Source organism: Delftia sp. NA_296.1, assembly GCF_052692095.1.
On sequence record NZ_JBQZGF010000006.1, the window covers coordinates 37,286 to 53,587 of the forward strand.

General features: G+C 63.8%; 25 protein-coding genes. 15 read left to right on the top strand and 10 right to left on the bottom strand.

The window, feature by feature from the left end; all coding sequences use genetic code 11:
• Positions 1-13: 13 nt before the first annotated feature.
• The 6 genes from ACUTR7_RS16095 to ACUTR7_RS16120 are packed head-to-tail and all read right to left on the bottom strand — an operon-like array spanning position 14 to position 3,639.
• Positions 14-241 (bottom strand): hypothetical protein, encoded by a 228-nt coding sequence (locus ACUTR7_RS16095; protein ID WP_349613384.1) that lies wholly within the window; start codon positions 239-241, stop codon positions 14-16.
• Positions 222-728 (bottom strand): hypothetical protein, encoded by a 507-nt coding sequence (locus ACUTR7_RS16100; protein ID WP_445609252.1) that lies wholly within the window; start codon positions 726-728, stop codon positions 222-224. The genes ACUTR7_RS16095 and ACUTR7_RS16100 overlap by 20 nt, the downstream gene beginning before the upstream one ends.
• Positions 725-1,507, bottom strand: a complete 783-nt coding sequence (locus ACUTR7_RS16105) for a hypothetical protein (RefSeq protein ID WP_445609253.1) — start codon at positions 1,505-1,507, stop codon at positions 725-727. The genes ACUTR7_RS16100 and ACUTR7_RS16105 overlap by 4 nt, the downstream gene beginning before the upstream one ends.
• Positions 1,500-2,495, bottom strand: a complete 996-nt coding sequence (locus ACUTR7_RS16110; protein ID WP_445609254.1) for a helix-turn-helix domain-containing protein — start codon at positions 2,493-2,495, stop codon at positions 1,500-1,502. Before ACUTR7_RS16110 ends, ACUTR7_RS16105 begins: the two co-directional genes overlap by 8 nt.
• Positions 2,492-3,217 carry a phage antirepressor KilAC domain-containing protein gene (locus ACUTR7_RS16115; protein WP_445609255.1) on the bottom strand — a complete coding sequence of 242 codons (726 nt, stop codon included), beginning with the start codon at positions 3,215-3,217 and terminating at the stop codon, positions 2,492-2,494. The genes ACUTR7_RS16110 and ACUTR7_RS16115 overlap by 4 nt, the downstream gene beginning before the upstream one ends.
• Positions 3,214-3,639 carry a hypothetical protein gene (locus ACUTR7_RS16120; protein ID WP_445609256.1) on the bottom strand — a complete coding sequence of 142 codons (426 nt, stop codon included), beginning with the start codon at positions 3,637-3,639 and terminating at the stop codon, positions 3,214-3,216. The genes ACUTR7_RS16115 and ACUTR7_RS16120 overlap by 4 nt, the downstream gene beginning before the upstream one ends.
• A 202-nt stretch (positions 3,640-3,841) precedes the next feature.
• On the opposite strand from ACUTR7_RS16120, the gene ACUTR7_RS16125 reads away from it, so the two are divergent.
• Positions 3,842-4,081 (top strand): hypothetical protein, encoded by a 240-nt coding sequence (locus ACUTR7_RS16125; protein WP_445609257.1) that lies wholly within the window; start codon positions 3,842-3,844, stop codon positions 4,079-4,081.
• A gap of 137 nt (positions 4,082-4,218) precedes the next feature.
• Here the strand turns inward: ACUTR7_RS16125 and ACUTR7_RS16130 are convergent, their stop codons facing one another.
• Entirely contained in the window at positions 4,219-4,467 is a 249-nt protein-coding gene (locus ACUTR7_RS16130) for a Cro/CI family transcriptional regulator (protein WP_445609258.1), read from the bottom strand.
• Positions 4,468-4,538: 71 nt separating this feature from the next.
• On the opposite strand from ACUTR7_RS16130, the gene ACUTR7_RS16135 reads away from it, so the two are divergent.
• From ACUTR7_RS16135 to ACUTR7_RS16190, 12 genes are all read left to right on the top strand, one after another.
• On the top strand, positions 4,539-5,240 hold the full coding sequence (locus tag ACUTR7_RS16135) for a S24 family peptidase (protein WP_445609259.1): 702 nt from the start codon (positions 4,539-4,541) through the stop codon (positions 5,238-5,240).
• A gap of 9 nt (positions 5,241-5,249) precedes the next feature.
• The gene (locus tag ACUTR7_RS16140; protein ID WP_445609260.1) at positions 5,250-5,567 is read left to right on the top strand and encodes a hypothetical protein; all 318 of its coding nucleotides are present in this window, start codon (positions 5,250-5,252) and stop codon (positions 5,565-5,567) included.
• Between the two features lie 1,524 nt (positions 5,568-7,091).
• Entirely contained in the window at positions 7,092-7,778 is a 687-nt protein-coding gene (locus ACUTR7_RS16145) for a hypothetical protein (protein ID WP_445609261.1), read from the top strand.
• Between the two features lie 81 nt (positions 7,779-7,859).
• Positions 7,860-8,057, top strand: coding sequence for a hypothetical protein (locus tag ACUTR7_RS16150; RefSeq protein WP_126312990.1), 198 nt, complete (start codon positions 7,860-7,862; stop codon positions 8,055-8,057).
• Positions 8,045-8,356, top strand: a complete 312-nt coding sequence (locus ACUTR7_RS16155; RefSeq protein ID WP_445609262.1) for a hypothetical protein — start codon at positions 8,045-8,047, stop codon at positions 8,354-8,356. Before ACUTR7_RS16150 ends, ACUTR7_RS16155 begins: the two co-directional genes overlap by 13 nt.
• The gene (locus ACUTR7_RS16160) at positions 8,353-8,589 is read left to right on the top strand and encodes a hypothetical protein (RefSeq protein WP_445609263.1); all 237 of its coding nucleotides are present in this window, start codon (positions 8,353-8,355) and stop codon (positions 8,587-8,589) included. The genes ACUTR7_RS16155 and ACUTR7_RS16160 overlap by 4 nt, the downstream gene beginning before the upstream one ends.
• Before the next feature lie 5 nt (positions 8,590-8,594).
• Positions 8,595-8,882 (top strand): hypothetical protein, encoded by a 288-nt coding sequence (locus ACUTR7_RS16165; RefSeq protein WP_445609264.1) that lies wholly within the window; start codon positions 8,595-8,597, stop codon positions 8,880-8,882.
• Positions 8,883-8,902: 20 nt separating this feature from the next.
• Entirely contained in the window at positions 8,903-9,370 is a 468-nt protein-coding gene (locus ACUTR7_RS16170; RefSeq protein ID WP_445609265.1) for a hypothetical protein, read from the top strand.
• 6 nt (positions 9,371-9,376) lie between these two features.
• Positions 9,377-10,351 carry a recombination-associated protein RdgC gene (locus ACUTR7_RS16175; protein WP_445609266.1) on the top strand — a complete coding sequence of 325 codons (975 nt, stop codon included), beginning with the start codon at positions 9,377-9,379 and terminating at the stop codon, positions 10,349-10,351.
• Between the two features lies 1 nt (position 10,352).
• A complete protein-coding gene (locus ACUTR7_RS16180) occupies positions 10,353-10,586 on the top strand; it encodes a hypothetical protein (protein ID WP_445609267.1) in 234 nt (77 codons plus the stop codon).
• A complete protein-coding gene (locus ACUTR7_RS16185) occupies positions 10,583-10,765 on the top strand; it encodes a hypothetical protein (protein ID WP_445609268.1) in 183 nt (60 codons plus the stop codon). The genes ACUTR7_RS16180 and ACUTR7_RS16185 overlap by 4 nt, the downstream gene beginning before the upstream one ends.
• A gap of 25 nt (positions 10,766-10,790) precedes the next feature.
• The gene (locus ACUTR7_RS16190; protein ID WP_445609269.1) at positions 10,791-11,090 is read left to right on the top strand and encodes an H-NS histone family protein; all 300 of its coding nucleotides are present in this window, start codon (positions 10,791-10,793) and stop codon (positions 11,088-11,090) included.
• A gap of 344 nt (positions 11,091-11,434) precedes the next feature.
• Here the strand turns inward: ACUTR7_RS16190 and ACUTR7_RS16195 are convergent, their stop codons facing one another.
• The gene (locus tag ACUTR7_RS16195; protein ID WP_445609270.1) at positions 11,435-12,169 is read right to left on the bottom strand and encodes a hypothetical protein; all 735 of its coding nucleotides are present in this window, start codon (positions 12,167-12,169) and stop codon (positions 11,435-11,437) included.
• A gap of 196 nt (positions 12,170-12,365) precedes the next feature.
• The gene (locus ACUTR7_RS16200) at positions 12,366-12,650 is read right to left on the bottom strand and encodes a hypothetical protein (RefSeq protein ID WP_445609271.1); all 285 of its coding nucleotides are present in this window, start codon (positions 12,648-12,650) and stop codon (positions 12,366-12,368) included.
• Positions 12,651-12,737: 87 nt separating this feature from the next.
• On the opposite strand from ACUTR7_RS16200, the gene ACUTR7_RS16205 reads away from it, so the two are divergent.
• Together ACUTR7_RS16205 and ACUTR7_RS16210 are read left to right on the top strand one after the other, a co-directional pair.
• Positions 12,738-14,576: a DNA cytosine methyltransferase gene (locus ACUTR7_RS16205; protein ID WP_445609272.1), complete on the top strand. Its 1,839-nt coding sequence runs from the start codon at positions 12,738-12,740 to the stop codon at positions 14,574-14,576.
• A 73-nt stretch (positions 14,577-14,649) separates the two neighbouring features.
• Complete coding sequence (locus tag ACUTR7_RS16210; RefSeq protein ID WP_445609273.1) at positions 14,650-14,964, top strand: helix-turn-helix transcriptional regulator; 315 nt, start codon at positions 14,650-14,652, stop codon at positions 14,962-14,964.
• Here ACUTR7_RS16210 and ACUTR7_RS16215 read toward each other — a convergent pair.
• Entirely contained in the window at positions 14,961-16,244 is a 1,284-nt protein-coding gene (locus ACUTR7_RS16215; protein WP_445609274.1) for a tyrosine-type recombinase/integrase, read from the bottom strand. The genes ACUTR7_RS16210 and ACUTR7_RS16215 overlap by 4 nt on opposite strands.
• Positions 16,245-16,302: the final 58 nt, after the last annotated feature.

Below are 16,302 nucleotides of genomic sequence, written 5' to 3' on the forward strand. Positions count from 1 at the left end.
CCAGCCGGGACCGTCACGCGCGGGGCGGCGGGCGCCAGGCGAGCGCCTGCAGCTGCTGCACCACCTGCTGCTCGATGTCCACGAACAGCCGGGACTCGTCCCTGTCCAGCTCCCTGGCCCTGGCCTTGACGTACTCCCACCACCCGGGTTGCTGGGCCAGCTTGACGAGGTGCGCCACGGCTGCCCCGCTGAGATTGATTTGGTGTTGCTGCCATTGGTGTTCAGACGACGATGAATTCATGGGAATCGCTGCCGTGGCTGTTGACCAGCAGCTCGCGCAGGCGGCGTTCGGTGGCGCGGTGCGCGCGGATGAAGGTGCGGGCCGGGATCACCTCCAGCACCTGGCCGTAGGCCTCGCCGAACTCGACCAGGTGGCCCAGCTGAACAGCGTTCAGGCGCATCTCCTGGCCGTGGCCGTGCTTGCGGCCCAGGTCCACGACGGCTGCAACGGCATCGGCAAACAGGCTCTGAGCCTCGGGCTCGGTGAAGACGCCCATGCCCAGCAGCGTTTCGGACAGGTTCGCTGCGTCGGCCAGGTCGCGCCAGTGCTGCACTGTCGGCGCGGCGTAGCCCACGGCATGCACGGCGGCCTGGACTGCAGCGGCCAGGGGATCGCGCTTGCGCTGGTGCAGCGGCTGCCGCTCACTGGCCGACAGCTCCTGTGCCAGCGTGTAGGTGTAGGGCAGCGTCAGGTACCCCCGGGCCACAGAGGTGTGTAGGGCGCTCATGCCTGGCTCCCCTGCTGGTGCTGTGCCACAGCGGCAGCACTGCGGCGCTTGGCTTGTCCCAGGCGCATCCGGTCTGCACGGGCCTGGACTTGCACGGGCGTGAAGCGCGAGGCCTTGAGCGCGAAGGCTTCACGCAGGGTGGCCAGCTGGGCCAGCACCTCGCGCTTCGGGCCGCTGGGCATGGACTCGGGCGCCGGCAGCGCCAGTGCTGCGCGCGGGGCCGGCAGCTGCAGCTGCTCGCGCAGGTCGTCGGTCAGGCCATCCATACCGCCCGGCAGCCGGCCTGCCGTGATGGCTTCCTGCACGGCGCGGGTGCGCGCTTCGGGGTCGTGGCCCAGGCTGACCTGCACCACAGGGCGGCGGCGCAGCGCGCGGGCCTCGCCCGTGATCCGGCCGTAGGCCTCGATGAACGCCTGCCGAGCCCCGAACTTGTCGCCAGCAACCAGCAGCGGCGCGGCCACTGCCCAGGCCTGGGCGATCTCGTCGGTCCACACCACGGTGGCCTGCTGATCGGCGCTGGTCAGGGCAAGGCCATAGGCCTCGGCCGGCAGCATGCGACCCATGGCGTGGTCCACGTACTGCAGCACGGTGCCGGTCAGGATCGGGCCGCGGTGCTCGGCGCGGATGCGGGCCAGGGCCAGGCGCAGCACAGGTTTGTCGATGTGGGCGAGGTCTTCAGCCAGCAGCAGCAGGGCTGCAGGTCGGACCTGCTGGCCGCTCAGTTCCATCGTGGCGCCCAGCTCTTCCAGCAGCCAGTCGGTGTCGAGGTCGTCACGCATTACCGCCCTCCCCGTTCCCTCGGCCACCGCGCTGGCGCAGCAGCCGCTTGGCCTCCTCGATGGCGTCGAAGTTGGCGCTCGTCTTGTCCGCTGCCTGCGCAGCCGTGCCGGTCACCGCCTGTCCACGGGCCCACTGTGTGCGGAAGCTCTCGGCCTGGTTCACCAGCACGCCTACGCCGTGGGAGTTCTTCACCACGAAAGCCTCGTTCACGCTGGACACGTACCAAGCCGCAACCAGCGGCGCTTCCTCGAAGCCCAGGCGCTTGACCAGCGTCTTCACGTTGGCGTTCACCACCTGGTTGCGCACCGGCTTGACGCCATACCGCTGCTCGTACGCCAGGCTGTACGCTGCCCATGTGAGCTTGCAGGCCGACTGCAGGGCTGTCTCTCCGTCGTCTGGATCGCCTCCAGCACCAACGCCGCCCGGCGGCGCAGCCGGCGGGAATGGTTCGTTGGCGGTTCCTTTACGGTTCCTATTACGGTTCAATGATGATTTGGGTGCGCCATCTGCACCCCTGGGGTGCGCCATCTGCGGGGGTTGAGGTGCGCCATTTGCACCCCCTGGTGCGCCATTTGCGGGGGGTGGTGCGCCGTCTGCACCCGGTGCGCCATTTGCGGGGGGTGGTGCGCCGTCTGCACCCGGTGCGCCATTTGCGGGGGGTGCGCCATTTGCACCCGGTGCGGCATCTGCACCCGTGCCACGCTTGCGCTTCGCGGGCGCTGCAGCTGGGTTGAAGTTGGCCGGAGTGATGGTGTAGCTGGTGCTCGAGTTGATGCGGTACTCACGGAACACCACGCCAACAGTCTGCAGCCAGGCGATGGCATCCTGCACCGCGCGCTCGGACAGGCAGGTGCGCTTCGCAATCGTCGCAACGCCGGGCCAGCACACACCGTCATCGTTGGCCTGGTCAGCAAGGGAAATCAGCACCGCCTTCTGCGCGGGGGACATTGCCAGCGGCCAGCAGGCCGCCATGATCATTGTGCTCATTGCTGCGCACCCTCCTGCGCCAGGCGGGCCTGGTGCTGGCCCCATAGGCCTGCAATCCACGTCACACCCTTGCTGGTGAACTTGGCCTGGGTGAAAGCGTGGTCGCTGTGCTGGGCATGGCCAGCCTTCACCACGAAACGGCCCGCGTCCAGGTGCTGGGCCAGCGGAGTCAGCCGGCCGCCCAGGTGGTACATCACCTTGTTGTCCAGCAGGAATGCGCGGAAGCGCTCCTCGTTCGCGCGCAGCAGCTTGCAGACCTGGCGGAAGCCCATGGCGCCGGTCTCGGCCGCCACGAAGCGATCCACAAACTCCGCCTTGGGCGCGGCCAGGGCCAGCGCCTCGGCCGTGCGCAGCTCGGATTCCTTGGCATCGGCCCAGGCGCGCGCAGCGGCCACAGGGTTGGAGAAATCAGGCAGCGCCGGGGCGGCCTGGGCCTCCAGCTCCTGCCAGCGCTTCACCACCTTCATACGCGCCACGGCGTCGTAGCCAAGCAGCAGGGTCAGGCAGGTGTCGCGGTCCAGTTCGTACTGCGGGTAGCGCTGGCCGTTGGCGCCCGCGTAAGTCGTTGTTTCGCAAACAGGATTCAAATTTGAAGCCTGCAGGTCGTCCAGCATCGTGCGGATGTCGCGCATCACGTTGCCGTGGTCGCGGCCCGTCAGCCCGGCGATTTCGCGGCTGCTCATGGTCAGCACGGCGGCAGAAATTGCAGTGATCGCGTTCATCGGGCAGGCCCTCCGAATTCGAGGGCCGCGAATGGGCCTGTCAAGTTCGCACGGATGTCCATAGCATCAGCGTCATGCAAAGCCTTTTCAGCAACCATCACCGTGTAAGTCTTGCCGTGCACGATGAGATAGATGCCGTCGCGGTTGCACGCCGAGGCGTCCTGCTTGCGGGCTGCAGCGATGCGACGGAACAGCTCGGCTGTGCCTTCATCCAGCCATGTCTTCAGGCAGACACTGAGCTTTCCGTTTGGACCAGCGATGCCACGGGCAAACATGGCCGAGCCCTCGGCAGCATCCAGTTCTTCCTGGACGTGGGTCAGCACACGCTCGGCCTGGCCGTAATCCAGGTTGGCCAGCGCCGCCTTGATCGCCTTCACGGCAGCCGCTTCAGCCCGGCTCAGCTTTTCGTGGGGGTCTCGCATGCGGGACTACTCCTGGAGATGGATGGGGGGATTCGGCGCCACTGGCGGGCACTGGGTGCAGGCAAGCACGGGGACAACGAGCAGCGATCCGCGTGTATGCCAATGGGTCTGGCCGGCTACGCGCGCTGCTCGGGTACGGGCGACAAAGGACACCTTCCTAGAATGGAGATTCCACTCACCATCCTCAGAAAGGGCCTTTGCCATGAACGAACTACCCGCCGTCATAAGAGGGACTGCGTTACTGCAAGGCGAAGTGATTTCGCACAAAATCTTCATGGACGCCCTCTACGCAGTGCTTTCACCAGCTCAAAAAACGCAGTTCGCAGAGCACTTCGAAAGCTTCGCGGAGTCCGCTCGGAATTCGCTTCTCCCAGAGGCTGTGCCGGAGGCTTGCATTGAAGGCTTCGAGTCATCCATCCGGGAGATGCAGACCAAGCTCTAGCCACCCGTGCGGCGCTCGATTCATAGCTAGCACGCACTGCCGAGAGCCGGCGTTGAACATCAGTGCGGCGCTGGTCTTGTGCGCGGTGCAAGCGCTGCTGATGCGGCAGCGGGCCGGAACGCTTGACGAGGCGGGGCTTAGGCATGGCCGGGCTCCTGGGACTGTGGAGCGGGGACTGGGGTATGGCTGGAAGCGCGGGCGCACTGACGCCCAGACTCGCACCCTGGCTCTGCCTGCAGGGCGCCTGAAGTGAGGCGTTCAAGCTGGAGTTGCCGGGACCAAGGCGGAAACTCATCCCACTGCGAAACCGCGCTGGGAGACACTCCCAGCAGTTCGGCCAGGCTGGCCGCGCTTCCGGCGTAGCGCACTGCATCTTCAGTTTTCATAACGCTCAGTTTAGTTTACTGAACGATGCTCGGTCAACCCAACTAAACAGTTAAGATGGCTTAATAACGGTATGGATCTCAAGGACCGTATCCGGGAAGCGTTCGCTTCCACCGGACTGACTCAAACTGCTTTCGGCGCCAAGATCGGCGTGTCAAAAGGAGCCGTGTCGCAGTGGTTGAGCGGCACAAACCAAGACCTCCGCGCAGCCAACGCTCAAGCCATCGAGCAGTTGACTGGCTACCGAGCTGGATGGCTGATCAACGGCGAGGGGGCGAAGTTCGAAGCCCCGGCCGCAAATGGCAAAGCATCTGTCGAACACGATGAAGAGGCGCCCGCTCCTGGTACGCCCATACCGGCATCAAGTCTTCGCAGAATTTGGGTGATAGGCAAGGGGTCTGGAGGACGCCTGCCAGAACGGATCTGGGAAGGTGCTGCCTACCCCATCGGGGCGAGCGACATGTACGCGGAACTGGGAAGCAGTGACCCTGATGCATTTCTCTCAGAAGTGATCGGTCAGAGCATGTACCCGAAGTACGAGAATCGAAACTTCGCACTGATAGAACCAGGCACACCCATCGACATTGAGGATTGCGTGCTTGTACGGCTTTTGGATGGTCAGACGCTACTGAAGAGACTACTTTCCCGCCGAAACGGAATCACGTTGGGCAGCTATAACGATCCCGAGATCCTGAATTTTGAAGAGGACGACATCGGCTGGATGTACTACGCTGCTCATGAGGTCCCTAGGAAAAAGATCAAGACTCGGTACTGACATCACGCCATGTCGAAGCTTTCGCTTTTAACTTTCTTGCTGGCAGTGGCTACCAACACAGCGATTGCTGGGTTCGGTGGAATGACCGATGTGGGCTCGGAGCACGATGGATCAAGCGGCTCAGGCGGATTTGTAGCGCCTGGCGCGTTGGTCTCGGCTATTTTTGGCGCCTTTGTGGGATACCGACTCGAGCAAGCATTCCATCGCTCAGAACTGAGGCAGCATGGCGCAACGGACTCAGATCTCGAAGGCATGGAGTTTGGCGGCAAGGTTGGGGCCGCGATTGGGGCCATCCTTGGACCGCTCCTCTTCCATCTGGTGGCCTGAGCTACCGCCCTCCGAACAGCCGCTTCCGGGCGGCTTTTTCGTGTGCATCTTGTGACGGCTCCACAGAACTTAAACCCAACTGTTTAGTTTGCTTGACCAAATCTTGTTTAGTAATCTAAACTAGCGCATCGCCTAGCAAACGGCGATGGGCACCACGGGATCGACCGGGCCAGCCCCGGTCTTTAACAAGAGAGCTTGAGTACAGATTGGTTGAGGCGGCCGCTGACGGCGCGTGAGAAGTTCAGCGGGAAGCGGGCTGGATCGCTCCAGCCCGCCCCACTCGGTCACAGCATCAGTAGCAGAACGATGTAGACGATGGCTTGGAGGCACTTGGCCACGTCGATCTTGATGCTCACACGCACAGAAGTCTTCATTTGGATTGCTCCGGTGAAGACCCGTGGCCACGGGTCAAGAACCCGCTTTGCACTTATTACGCGCCCTTGCTGGCGCGGCCAGTTGCTTACCGCGAATGGGCTTCTGGCGTCGGCTTGGAGAAAGGGGGCGATGCTCTTATCGCCGAGCAGGCGGGACATCCATCCCATACCACCCCAAGTCACCGCACCTGTAAGCGCCTTGCTAAGGCGCAGTGGGAGTTAGCGGCTCCCACGGCAAGTATCTCAGATGGCCGCCTCATCCAATCTGCACTCAGCTCTCGCACTGCACGCCGATGTTGCTTGCCCCACCCGAGGGGCATTCGCCCGGCGCAATGGCGCTCCTGGGCATGGGCCAGGTCAGCGCGCCGCGTCTCCGCGCGGTTGCCAGTCCGTCAAAGCACGGTTCACGGCATAGGGAAGGAACTGCGGGCGAGATGCCCTGTAGAGAGTAGGCGGGAGGCTGTGAAGGGTGCGCGCCAGCGCATCTGGAGCCGACGATGGAACACCGCCCGGGCATTCCGGTGACGAACGCAGTGAGATGACACCAAGGAGCAAATAAACGGTGCGGCATGTTGATGCCGCGCAGCTGCTACCAGATGCAGCAGCCCCTGGCTTCGGCCAGGGCCATCACAGATAGGGAATGCGCGGGCGACGCGCGGGGAATGGGAGCAACCGGAGCGACAGACTTCCTAGGCCGTACCCGCGAGGGCCAGGCGGCTGCCATGAAAAACAGCGCTCGCTTCTGTGCCGGGATCGCATCCGGCCCTTATCTGTGATGGCCAATCGTGACAGGCATTTGCCCGCCTGCAAGCGGTGAGAGTCCGCCAAACCGTTGTAGAGGGAAAGCCGGGGCGAATACGGCAGGCCATCAACCATCACACCCCGAAGGGGGCTAACCGTGATGCTAAGCACGGGATGAAGTCATGGAGCCGGTCAACTGTGCAAGGCGACCCGGCCGAGGCGATATGTCGCTCCCGCTTGCACCATCGCTCCCGCTTTTTTTCAGCCGGGCCCGGGGGACTATCTCCACCCTCCCTATCAACTCCCTGGGCATGCCAGCAATGGCGCCGGCTTTTTCCCTGGCCCTGCAGCTACACCAGTTGCAGGGCCTTTTTTGTTTTGGCCCGCGCGGCCGCAATCAGGAGTCCCCATGGAAATCAAGATCGAATTGGACCTGCCCGCAATCGTCGCCCAGGCCGTCAGCGCCGAGCGCATTCAACCCATCGTAGACAAAGCCATCGCGGAAGCGGTCAAGGATGCAATCAGCGATGCCACCGGCTATCGCAGCAAGTTCCGCGAAGCCATGAAGCAGCAGCTCAGCGACGCCATGCCTCACGGCCTGCGGATTGATGACGTTGCCAAGTTCCAGCAGGTGCTCAATGCAGCTGTTTCCAGCGCTGTCCAAGGCGAGAACGCGAAAGCTGTGCAGACGGCCATCACATCTGCCGTGGGCAGCTTCATGCCAAACCTTCCTGCGAGCATCAAGCTGTCGGAATTGCTGCAGATGGCGCGTCGCGGGTTTATCAAAGAATCGCATGAAGCCTTCTTCGCTGAACTTGAAATGAGCGAGTTCAGCAGCGGTGGCGGGTGGCTTTATTTGGACAGCGAAGAATCAACGCGCGGAACGCACTCCGCCTCCATGCGACTCGCCTTCACCAGGGAAGGGCAAGTCTATTCGCTCAAGCTGGACGACAAGTTGGTAACGCCGCTGAGCATGCCCAACGCGATTGGCGAGTTTGACGCCATCCTGCTCGCGCTGTACGTCGGTCGCACCACCCTGGAAATCGACATGGATGAGCACGACGTTAAGTCCGCCGCAAGCGAGCAATACGACTGAGTCACTGTTTCGTGGGGTCGCCTTGTGCGGCATTTGGCCCGCCCTGCAGCAATGTGGGGCGGGCACTTTTTGGAATCCACCATGAGAACCAGATTCACCCGGCTGCGCGGAGATCGCGGCCAAGCCGCCTATGAGCCGCGCTCTCTTGCCGAATGGAAAGAAGAAGAGCGCCTGTTGGCCGAGGCTGCTGCCCAGCGCCGACAGCAGCAAGCCACCAACCCCACGAATCCGCCTCCTGGCGGATTTGTCGTTTCAGGAGAGCCCAAATGCAACGAGTGACCCCCTCCGAGCCCTTCAATCCCGACCCCGATGCGCGCTTCCTCCGCGAGGCCTCGCGCCCGGGCCCTGTGGCCGAGCCGGGCCCGGCGCCCACGCCCGGCAGTTGGCTGCTGCTGTGCCTTGTCCTGCTGGTGGCCATCGCGCTCAGCGCCTGCGCTGATGCCGGCGCGGCCCAGGAACCCGCGGCCAGCGCAGCGGACGTGCAACGCGCACGCAGCGCCGCCCAGGCCTGCCCGCCAGGTCATGCAGTCGTGTGGACCGGCCCGCAAGCCATGGAATGCCTTCGCGAGCTGCCATGACCAAACTCCTGATGACGCACGTGGCCGAGCCCATCATCGAAATCCTGAGTGCCTACGGCCAGCGCAATGGCAACGCGTTCGCAGTCTATGGCGGCCTGTATGCCATGGGCTGCGCCCTGGCTAGCATTGGCACGAGCCTGGAGCCCGGCGTGGATCTGCGGCAGCAGCTCGAACCCATGCTCGCCGGCTACCAGGCGATGCGCGAGTCCCAGCTCAAGGCACAGGCTCACTGATCGCCATGCCGAATCCCGAGAAGCTCAACCTCTCGCAGATCTGCGCCGCCTTCGCGCCCGTGCTCCAGCTCAGCGCCGCCAACCTCGTCGCCCTGGGCGTGCCCTTCGAGAAGGACCACAGTGCAGTGCTGATGAACGCCCGCGACCTGCCCCGCCTGGCCGACGCCCTGATCGACCAGCTCTACCTGAAGCGTGACGAGTTCCTCGCCGGACCCACGCCGCGCGCGCCAGCGCCTCGTGTACCCGCCATCCAGCACCTGCCTGCCGACGACACCGAAGGCGGCGCCCTGTAACCCATCGTTTGGAGAATCCCATGTCGCAAACACCGGCAGATCTCTACGCGCAAGAAATGATCATGCGTGCCAAGGCCAAGGCCAAGGCCAAGGCCACCGAGGCCGCCGCTCTGCGCGTTGAAGCAAAGGCCGAAAAACGCGCCGTCGAAGCCTACAACCTGCGGGCACGCGCGAAAGCACTTTCGGGCGAGGCTGCCCAGCTGCGCAACGAGGCCAAACTCGTTCACAAGGAAGCCGTGAAGGGCATCGAGATCGAGGCCGAGCAAATGGTGAAGCGCATGCCGCCCGAGTTCGGCGGCTGGGGGATTCTCAAGACCCGCGCCTATACCAAGCTGCTGGACCTGCTCGTGTCCCAGGCAAAGCGCGTGCAGCCCAACCTGGCCCTGGCCACCCAGGCCCACACCCTGCTGCGGGACCACGCGGCCTGGACCGATGCAGAAGCCAACCGCCTGGGCTGCCTGCCCAAGCATCCCAAATCCCTGGCCTGAAACACCATGCTCACAAACCTGATCATTTACCGAATCGCCGATTCCTGGACTCCTGACCTGCAGGCTGTCGAAGCCGCGCTGGCCAAGTCACCGTTTGCCGAGTGCGGCGCCACGCAGGAGCGCAGCGCCGGCTGGGTGCCGCCGCGCGGCGAGCCCCATGGCCCGCTGGCCGAGTCTGTGGCCAATCAGTGGGTGATGCGCTTCATGACCGAGGCCAAGATGCTGCCGGCCAGCGTGCTCAACCGCCGCGTCAACGAAAAGGCTGCCCACATCGAGGCCACCGAAGGCCGCAAGCCCGGCAAGAAGGAAAAGAAGGAACTCAAGGACGAGGCCAAGCTGGACCTGCTGCCCATGGCCTTCACCAAGCAGGGCGCCATGTGGGTCTGGCTGGACCCCCAGGCCCGCACCCTGGTGCTGGACACCGGCAGCCAGGCGCGCGCCGACGAGGTGGTCAGTTCGCTGGTGGAGGGCCTGACGGGCTTTGCGCTGGCCCTGGTCGATACGCAGACCAGCGCCCAGGCCGCCATGGCGCACTGGCTGACCACGCATGAGAGCCCGGCCGGTTTTTCGATTGACCGCGAATGCGAGCTCAAGGCCGCCGACGAATCCAAGGCCGTGGTGCGCTACGGGCGCCACCCACTGGACATCGCAGAAGTGCAGCAGCACATCGAGCAGGGGAAGCTTCCCACTCGCGTTGCAATGACCTGGGATAACCGTGTGAGTTTCCTGCTGACCCAAGGGCTGCAGCTGCGCAAGGTTGCGATGCTCGATGTCGTGACGGAGTCCAAGGATGGCGATGGTGGTTTCGATGCCGATGTGGCTATCACGACGGGCGAGCTATCCAAACTCATCCCCGACCTGATCGAGGCCCTGGGCGGTGAGGGTCGCACTGGCCTCGGGCATGCACTGCCGGCCTCGCTGACCACAACAGGCCCGGCCTGTGCCCCTCCAGATCTGAAGCCAGGCGATGTGCCGTTCTGACATGGCCACCTCCTCCGAAAAGGCCTGCACCACCTGCGGCGAACTCTGGCCCGCCGACGTGGGCTTCTTCCGCGCCCTGGTCAAAAGCCCCGACGGCCTGGCCGACCAGTGCAACGCCTGCGTGTGTGACAAGTACCGCCGCTATCGCATCCGCAACCCCTCCCGCCCGCGCGCCACCGATGTGCTCGCCAGCATCTGGATGCAGCGCCCGGTGGCCACTGCCTCGACAGCATGAACCAAGACACCGAACACCTGCCCACGCGCGCCGAGCGCGATCTGCCAGCCGCGCGCCGCGCCGCCGAACGTGCCCGCGCCATCTGGTGGGATGAGCAGAAGCCCACGCACTGCTTCGGCTGTGGCGCCGAACTGCCCGAAGACCATCACCGCGGCGATGCCCTGCCCTGCGGCCACTGATCACCCATCCAAGAAAGGAAACCCGATGTCCGAATACAAGACCCTGCTGGCCCGCAAGGCCGAACTCGAAGCCCAAATCGCCACCGCCCAGGCCGAGCGCAAAGCCGAGGGCATCGCCGCAGCCCGCGCGCTGATCGCAGAGCACGGCCTGACTGCCGCCGATGTCTTCCCGGCCCAGGGCAAGAAGCCCAAGGGCAGCGTGGGCGCCCCGAAGTACCGCGACCCCGCCACTGGCGCCACGTGGACCGGCCGGGGCAAGCCGCCGAACTGGATCAAGGACAAAGACCGCGCGGAATTTCTTATCCCGGAAAAAGCAGGCGCTTAAACGTCAAACTCGCTCAACCTACAGCGAATGCGATCTTGAGTAGCGCTGTCCTCAGGATTATCGACTTCGATAACCAACAGGTGATAGGGAAATTCGATCCCGACAGGTGATGAAACTGGAGGAGCAACCGCAGGTGCCTCAAATATGGGCACTCCAATTGCTTCTCCGGGTTTTGCAAGCACCACCATGCTCGCGTGCCAGACATGCATAGCCTGTAGCTCAGGTTCGCGTATCCGAAGGTCCATGATGAGATCTCCAAAAAAGCTTGGCTGAATCACCACCGGCCCCCAGGCATTTAATCCTGGGGGCCGGCGAACTACGGAATCAGTACATCAAGCGAAGGATTACTTATGTTCCTTGCCAGTTGTTCCTTGTTGACCAGAGGCTGAACCGGAACCACCGCTCTTGTCGCTGCCGCGTTGAGCGTCGCGCTCTGTGCGCCACTTGTTGAACTCGTCAGAGAACTTTTTGTAGCGATCATTTCGCCAGTTGCGGTAATCCTCATCCAAGGCATCCACTTGTTCCTGACGCCACTGATGATAGTCAGGGTCGAACGGTTCACTTGTCCGGCTCTGACGTACATATTGCTGGTCAGAATTGCCGTAATTGTTTCCGCCCGCTCCACCATCCCAGCCTTGAGTATCTCGGCCAAAATCACTGCGTTCATGGCCGCCCCATCCGCCTTGCTGCGAATGGCGCGAGTAGCCCTGATCTTGTCGAGAACGACCATAGCCTTGGTCGCCGTATCCGCTGCCGCCGCCGTATCCGAACTCCCGACGACCAGGCGCTGGCCCGTATCCGCCGCCGTAGCCACCTTGCTGCTCGCCTTGGTACCCCTGATAGGCGGACTGCTGACCGCCAGGGTAGCCCCTTTCGGGGTATCCACCGCCTTGCTGACTACCTGAGTAGCCGCTGCGATTTCCTTCCCACTGGCCCTCATCGCGCCACTGGTCCTGCCCGCGTCCTGCGTAGGAGCGACGGCTTTCGTCAAACTGATCGCGTCGGCCGTTTGCGTCGCCAGAGTCCTGCTGCTGTTGACGGTTCTGACCTTGTCGGCCGTGGTCTTCATGCTGTGCCATTGCTGGTTCCTTTCATGAGCTTTGACTTCAGGCTCGGAAATTCAAGCCTGCCATCTCTCTGAGCAATCAGCATTCCTAGCCAACATCCAAGAAACATAACCTCACATTTCTTTAACCGCGAAACATTTGCCCCAGGATCCCTTTCTATTCGTGCTTTGAAACTCAGGACCACACAGCGCGCATGGGACACCTGTCCTTACACGTCAAGCAACGAAATCTGGGGAGCCAGTCCTGCTGCTAACTTCAACGAAGCGATACCGTGGATCTGCTCCCAATTCTTTTTATAGGAATCAAGGCAGCCGGCACGAAGACCAGCATCCCCGCCTGCCAGCTTGTCGAGTGCATCCCCAGAGATGGTGTCGCTGTAACGCCCATCTTCTACCCAGAAGTTAAACGATACCTGCCGGAGATCCATTTTGTATTCGGCATCAGGGTCGCACCGGTCCATCTCTGCTCCTTTTTTGTAGAGCCCTAATTTCACCATAAGCCTCCGACCACGGAGGCAATCCCGAAGCCGCCCGGCCCTGCCGCGAGCGGCTTTTTTTTGGCCCAAATTTCAAGGAGCCGCATGCTCACCCCTCAATTTCTCCTGCCCCTCGCTGCCAAGCTGGTGATCGACCTGTTTGCCGGTGGCGGCGGCGCATCGACCGGCATTGAGCAGGCCATCGGCCGGCCCGTCGATGTCGCCATCAACCACGACGCCGATGCCATCGGCATGCACGAGGTCAACCACCCGCAGACCAGGCACTACCGTTCCGACATCCGCGAAGTGGATCCCCTGGCCGTGACACGCGGCGAGGTGGTGGGCCTCCTCCACGCATCGCCCGACTGCACGCATCACAGCCAGGCCCTTGGCGGCCAGCCCCGCAACGGGGAAATCCGGTCGCTCGCGTGGATCGTCATCCGCTGGGCCGGCAAGACCCAGCCCGATGTCATCACGCTGGAGAACGTCGAGCAGATGGTGCAGTGGTCCCCGCTGATTGCGAAGCGCGATCCAGCCACCGGCCGCGCCATCACTCTGGACCGCATCACGGACCCCGCCACGGGGAAAGCCACCTTCCGCGTAGCCGAACCCGGCGAGGTGGTGCCGCGTCGCAATCAGTTCCTGGTGCCGGACCCGAAGCGCAAGGGCCGCAACTGGCGCCACTTCATCCAGGCGCTGCGCGACCTGGGCTACAAGGTCGAATGGCGGGTGATCTGCAACGCCACCCTGGGCTCACGCAGCACCCGCACACGGCTCTACCTGATCGCCCGCCGCGACGGCCTGCCCATCGTCTGGCCAGCGCAGACGCACTGGAAAAACCCGAAGCCGGGCCAGAAGCCATTCCGCCAAGCAGCCGAGTGCATCGACTGGAGCATCCCCGGGCAAAGCATCTTCGGGCGCAAGAAGGAACTGGCGCCGGCCACCATGCGGCGAATCGCGCATGGCCTGGACAAGTTCGTGCTGAACAGCCCCCAGCCGTTCATCGTGAATATGGCCCATGGCGGGAAAATCGAAATGCTCGACCGGCCCATGAGCACCATCGCCACGGAGAAAGGCGGCTGCCGTGCCCTGGTGTCCCCCACCCTGATCCAGATGGGCTACGGCGAAGCCAAGGGCCAGGCCCCTCGCGTGCTCGACCTGTCCCAGCCCCTGGGCACGGCCGTGGCCGGCGGCATCAAGCACGCCATCAGCTCGGCATACCTGGTGCAAGCCGGGCACGGCGAGGGCAAGGACGGTGGCAAGCGCTGGAGCCACGGCGCTAACGACATCCGGGGACCGCTGGGCACGGTGACGGCCAGCGGTGGCGGGCAGAGCCTGGCATCCGCGTTCATGGTCCAGGCCAACGGCGGGTTCAACAGCACGCCAGCCCGCGACCTGCGTGACCCGGTATCGACCGTGACCACCAGCGGCAGCCAGCAGCAGCTGATAGCCGCGCACCTGTGCACGCTGCGCAGGAACAGCGTGGGCCGCGACATGCGCGAGCCTGTGCCCACGGTCACGGCCGGGGCCGAGCACCATGCCTTGATCCAGTACCACCTGTCGCCCGAGCAGGAGGCCGGCGCCCTGCGCTGCGCCGCCTTCCTGATGCGCTACCACGCCAGCGGCGGCCAGTGGGCGGACCTGCGCGACCCGATGACCACCATCACCACGCGCGACCGCCTGGCGCTCGTGACCGTATGGCTCAAGGGCGAGCCCTGGGTGATCGTGGATATCACGCTGCGCATGCTGGTGCCGCGTGAGCTCTACAACGCTCAGGACTTTCCTGAGAACTATGTAATTGACCGTACTGCCAGCGGGAAGGCCCTGACGAAGACCGCCCAGGTGCGCATGGTCGGCAACTCCGTGAGCCCCGTGCCCATGCAGCAGATCGTCTCCCTCAACTCACCCGAGTCCACGGCCTGGCAGCTACGCCGGGCCGCCTGATCCCACCCACCTGGCCCGCACCCGCGGGCCTTTTCTCGCCTGGCTACATCTGCAGGCACTGGAGAAACACGCCATGACCAAGAAAGAAAAAATCGAAGCTGCCAGCGGTGGCGATGCACTGGCCATCGTGACGATGCGCCCTATATCGATCAGCCTTCAGGAGGCAGCGCGGGCGGTGGATCTGTCCGAGTCGCAGATACAAAAGCTGGTACAGACCGGCGACTTTCCCAGGCCCCGGCAGCTCAGCGCGCGCCGCGTGGGCTTCATCGTGGCCGAGGTCGAGGCCTGGGTCATGTCGCGGCCGCCATCGGAGTGTCTGCCGGCGCCAGACAGCGGCTACGGCCGGGCGGGGAAGCCCGGCAAGTCCGCCTCACCACCGTATGGCTAAGCAGGCAGGCCCTCAAGCTTGCGCACGGTCTGGTACAGCCTCTTCACCCAAACCTGCTTCTGGGCATCGAAGGTGTGGAGGTTGTAGCTGGCCACCATGACCCCGGGTTTGTGGCCGATGATGGCCTCGCCCACATCCTCCGGGCAATCAATGGCGCTGAGCAGCGTGCGCGCCGTGCGCCGCAGTGCGTGGGGCGACCAATCCACCACAGGGCAGATCAGCCCGTCACCCGCTCGCCGCTTGGCCTTGGCAGACTCCGGCATCAACGAATAGACGTAGCTGGAGAACGTGTTGCGGTGGTACGGCCGGAACTTCCCACCCCGGCCCGTGAAGAACAGCCATCCTTCCCAGGCCCCGGACACGCGGCGCTGCACGATCTCCAGCGCCTCACCGAACAGCGGAACGCGGTGGTCCACAGTGTCTGCATCCCGTTCCATCTTGAGCAGGTGTGCGGGGAACGTGATCCACCAGCCATCCTCCTCCTCCGACACGTACTCAGTGCGCAAGGCAAAAATCTCGACACCCCGCATGCCGGTGTAGAGGTACAGCAGCAGCCCATCCAGCGCGCTTTGCGACATATTGGCCCGGGCCCACGGCAGGAGCTTGCGCAGTTCCGCCTGGGACAGCACCCGGCGCCGAAACCCCACATGCTCCCCCCCGACGATTTTCCCTTTTGAGCGCAGTTGGCCCTTCAAAAGGCTGCGCCACCAATTCGGCGCCGCGCCATCGATTTTCCCAGCATCGAGCCCCCAGTCCCACGCCTGCCCCAGCAGCGCCCGTAGCTTCTTGGCAGCCGCAGGAAGGTCTCGACGCTTGTCCAGCACGTCGTAGGCTTGGGCGCGGGTCACGTCGCGCGGCGCTGTCCTCGCAAGCTCCGGCTCCTCACCCAGCATTCGCTCCAAAGCGCTCCACGCCCGGGCCGCGCCCTCGGCTTGGCGCAGCCCCGCCAGGTGATCTCGGAAGCCCTCCAGCAGCGCACGCACGGTCGTAGCCACTGCTGGGCCATTCTTGGCCGTGGTTGCCTGGCGACGCGCTGCAACTGGATCAACTCCAGCACTGCGGCCATCGCGCTTTTCTCCCCAAGCCGAAACGGCTTCAGCCAGCGACATCTCCGGCCAATGGCCGAGCCTGACCTGCTTCATGAGGCCAGCAGAATCCTTGTAGCGATAGGTCCAGGTCTTGCGCGATTGGGACGCGACCAATCGCAATCCATCACACCCCTGGACTAGCAGATGCGAGCCTGGCTGAAGCTGCTTTGCGGACCGTGAATCGAATAGCACTAGAATCCCCCCAGAGTCATGGCGTAGGTTTGATTGCCAAAGGCGTAGGGAGCAAAAA

Bases quoted from the DNA above. Each gene is read 5' to 3' on its own strand.
- ACUTR7_RS16095 (WP_349613384.1), bottom strand. From the start codon at position 241: ATGAATTCATCGTCGTCTGAACACCAATGGCAGCAACACCAAATCAAT.
- ACUTR7_RS16100 (WP_445609252.1), bottom strand. From the start codon at position 728: ATGAGCGCCCTACACACCTCTGTGGCCCGGGGGTACCTGACGCTGCCC.
- ACUTR7_RS16105 (WP_445609253.1), bottom strand. From the start codon at position 1,507: ATGCGTGACGACCTCGACACCGACTGGCTGCTGGAAGAGCTGGGCGCC.
- ACUTR7_RS16110 (WP_445609254.1), bottom strand. From the start codon at position 2,495: ATGAGCACAATGATCATGGCGGCCTGCTGGCCGCTGGCAATGTCCCCC.
- ACUTR7_RS16115 (WP_445609255.1), bottom strand. From the start codon at position 3,217: ATGAACGCGATCACTGCAATTTCTGCCGCCGTGCTGACCATGAGCAGC.
- ACUTR7_RS16120 (WP_445609256.1), bottom strand. From the start codon at position 3,639: ATGCGAGACCCCCACGAAAAGCTGAGCCGGGCTGAAGCGGCTGCCGTG.
- ACUTR7_RS16125 (WP_445609257.1), top strand. From the start codon at position 3,842: ATGAACGAACTACCCGCCGTCATAAGAGGGACTGCGTTACTGCAAGGC.
- ACUTR7_RS16130 (WP_445609258.1), bottom strand. From the start codon at position 4,467: ATGAAAACTGAAGATGCAGTGCGCTACGCCGGAAGCGCGGCCAGCCTG.
- ACUTR7_RS16135 (WP_445609259.1), top strand. From the start codon at position 4,539: ATGGATCTCAAGGACCGTATCCGGGAAGCGTTCGCTTCCACCGGACTG.
- ACUTR7_RS16140 (WP_445609260.1), top strand. From the start codon at position 5,250: ATGTCGAAGCTTTCGCTTTTAACTTTCTTGCTGGCAGTGGCTACCAAC.
- ACUTR7_RS16145 (WP_445609261.1), top strand. From the start codon at position 7,092: ATGGAAATCAAGATCGAATTGGACCTGCCCGCAATCGTCGCCCAGGCC.
- ACUTR7_RS16150 (WP_126312990.1), top strand. From the start codon at position 7,860: ATGAGAACCAGATTCACCCGGCTGCGCGGAGATCGCGGCCAAGCCGCC.
- ACUTR7_RS16155 (WP_445609262.1), top strand. From the start codon at position 8,045: ATGCAACGAGTGACCCCCTCCGAGCCCTTCAATCCCGACCCCGATGCG.
- ACUTR7_RS16160 (WP_445609263.1), top strand. From the start codon at position 8,353: ATGACCAAACTCCTGATGACGCACGTGGCCGAGCCCATCATCGAAATC.
- ACUTR7_RS16165 (WP_445609264.1), top strand. From the start codon at position 8,595: ATGCCGAATCCCGAGAAGCTCAACCTCTCGCAGATCTGCGCCGCCTTC.
- ACUTR7_RS16170 (WP_445609265.1), top strand. From the start codon at position 8,903: ATGTCGCAAACACCGGCAGATCTCTACGCGCAAGAAATGATCATGCGT.
- ACUTR7_RS16175 (WP_445609266.1), top strand. From the start codon at position 9,377: ATGCTCACAAACCTGATCATTTACCGAATCGCCGATTCCTGGACTCCT.
- ACUTR7_RS16180 (WP_445609267.1), top strand. From the start codon at position 10,353: ATGGCCACCTCCTCCGAAAAGGCCTGCACCACCTGCGGCGAACTCTGG.
- ACUTR7_RS16185 (WP_445609268.1), top strand. From the start codon at position 10,583: ATGAACCAAGACACCGAACACCTGCCCACGCGCGCCGAGCGCGATCTG.
- ACUTR7_RS16190 (WP_445609269.1), top strand. From the start codon at position 10,791: ATGTCCGAATACAAGACCCTGCTGGCCCGCAAGGCCGAACTCGAAGCC.
- ACUTR7_RS16195 (WP_445609270.1), bottom strand. From the start codon at position 12,169: ATGGCACAGCATGAAGACCACGGCCGACAAGGTCAGAACCGTCAACAG.
- ACUTR7_RS16205 (WP_445609272.1), top strand. From the start codon at position 12,738: ATGCTCACCCCTCAATTTCTCCTGCCCCTCGCTGCCAAGCTGGTGATC.
- ACUTR7_RS16210 (WP_445609273.1), top strand. From the start codon at position 14,650: ATGACCAAGAAAGAAAAAATCGAAGCTGCCAGCGGTGGCGATGCACTG.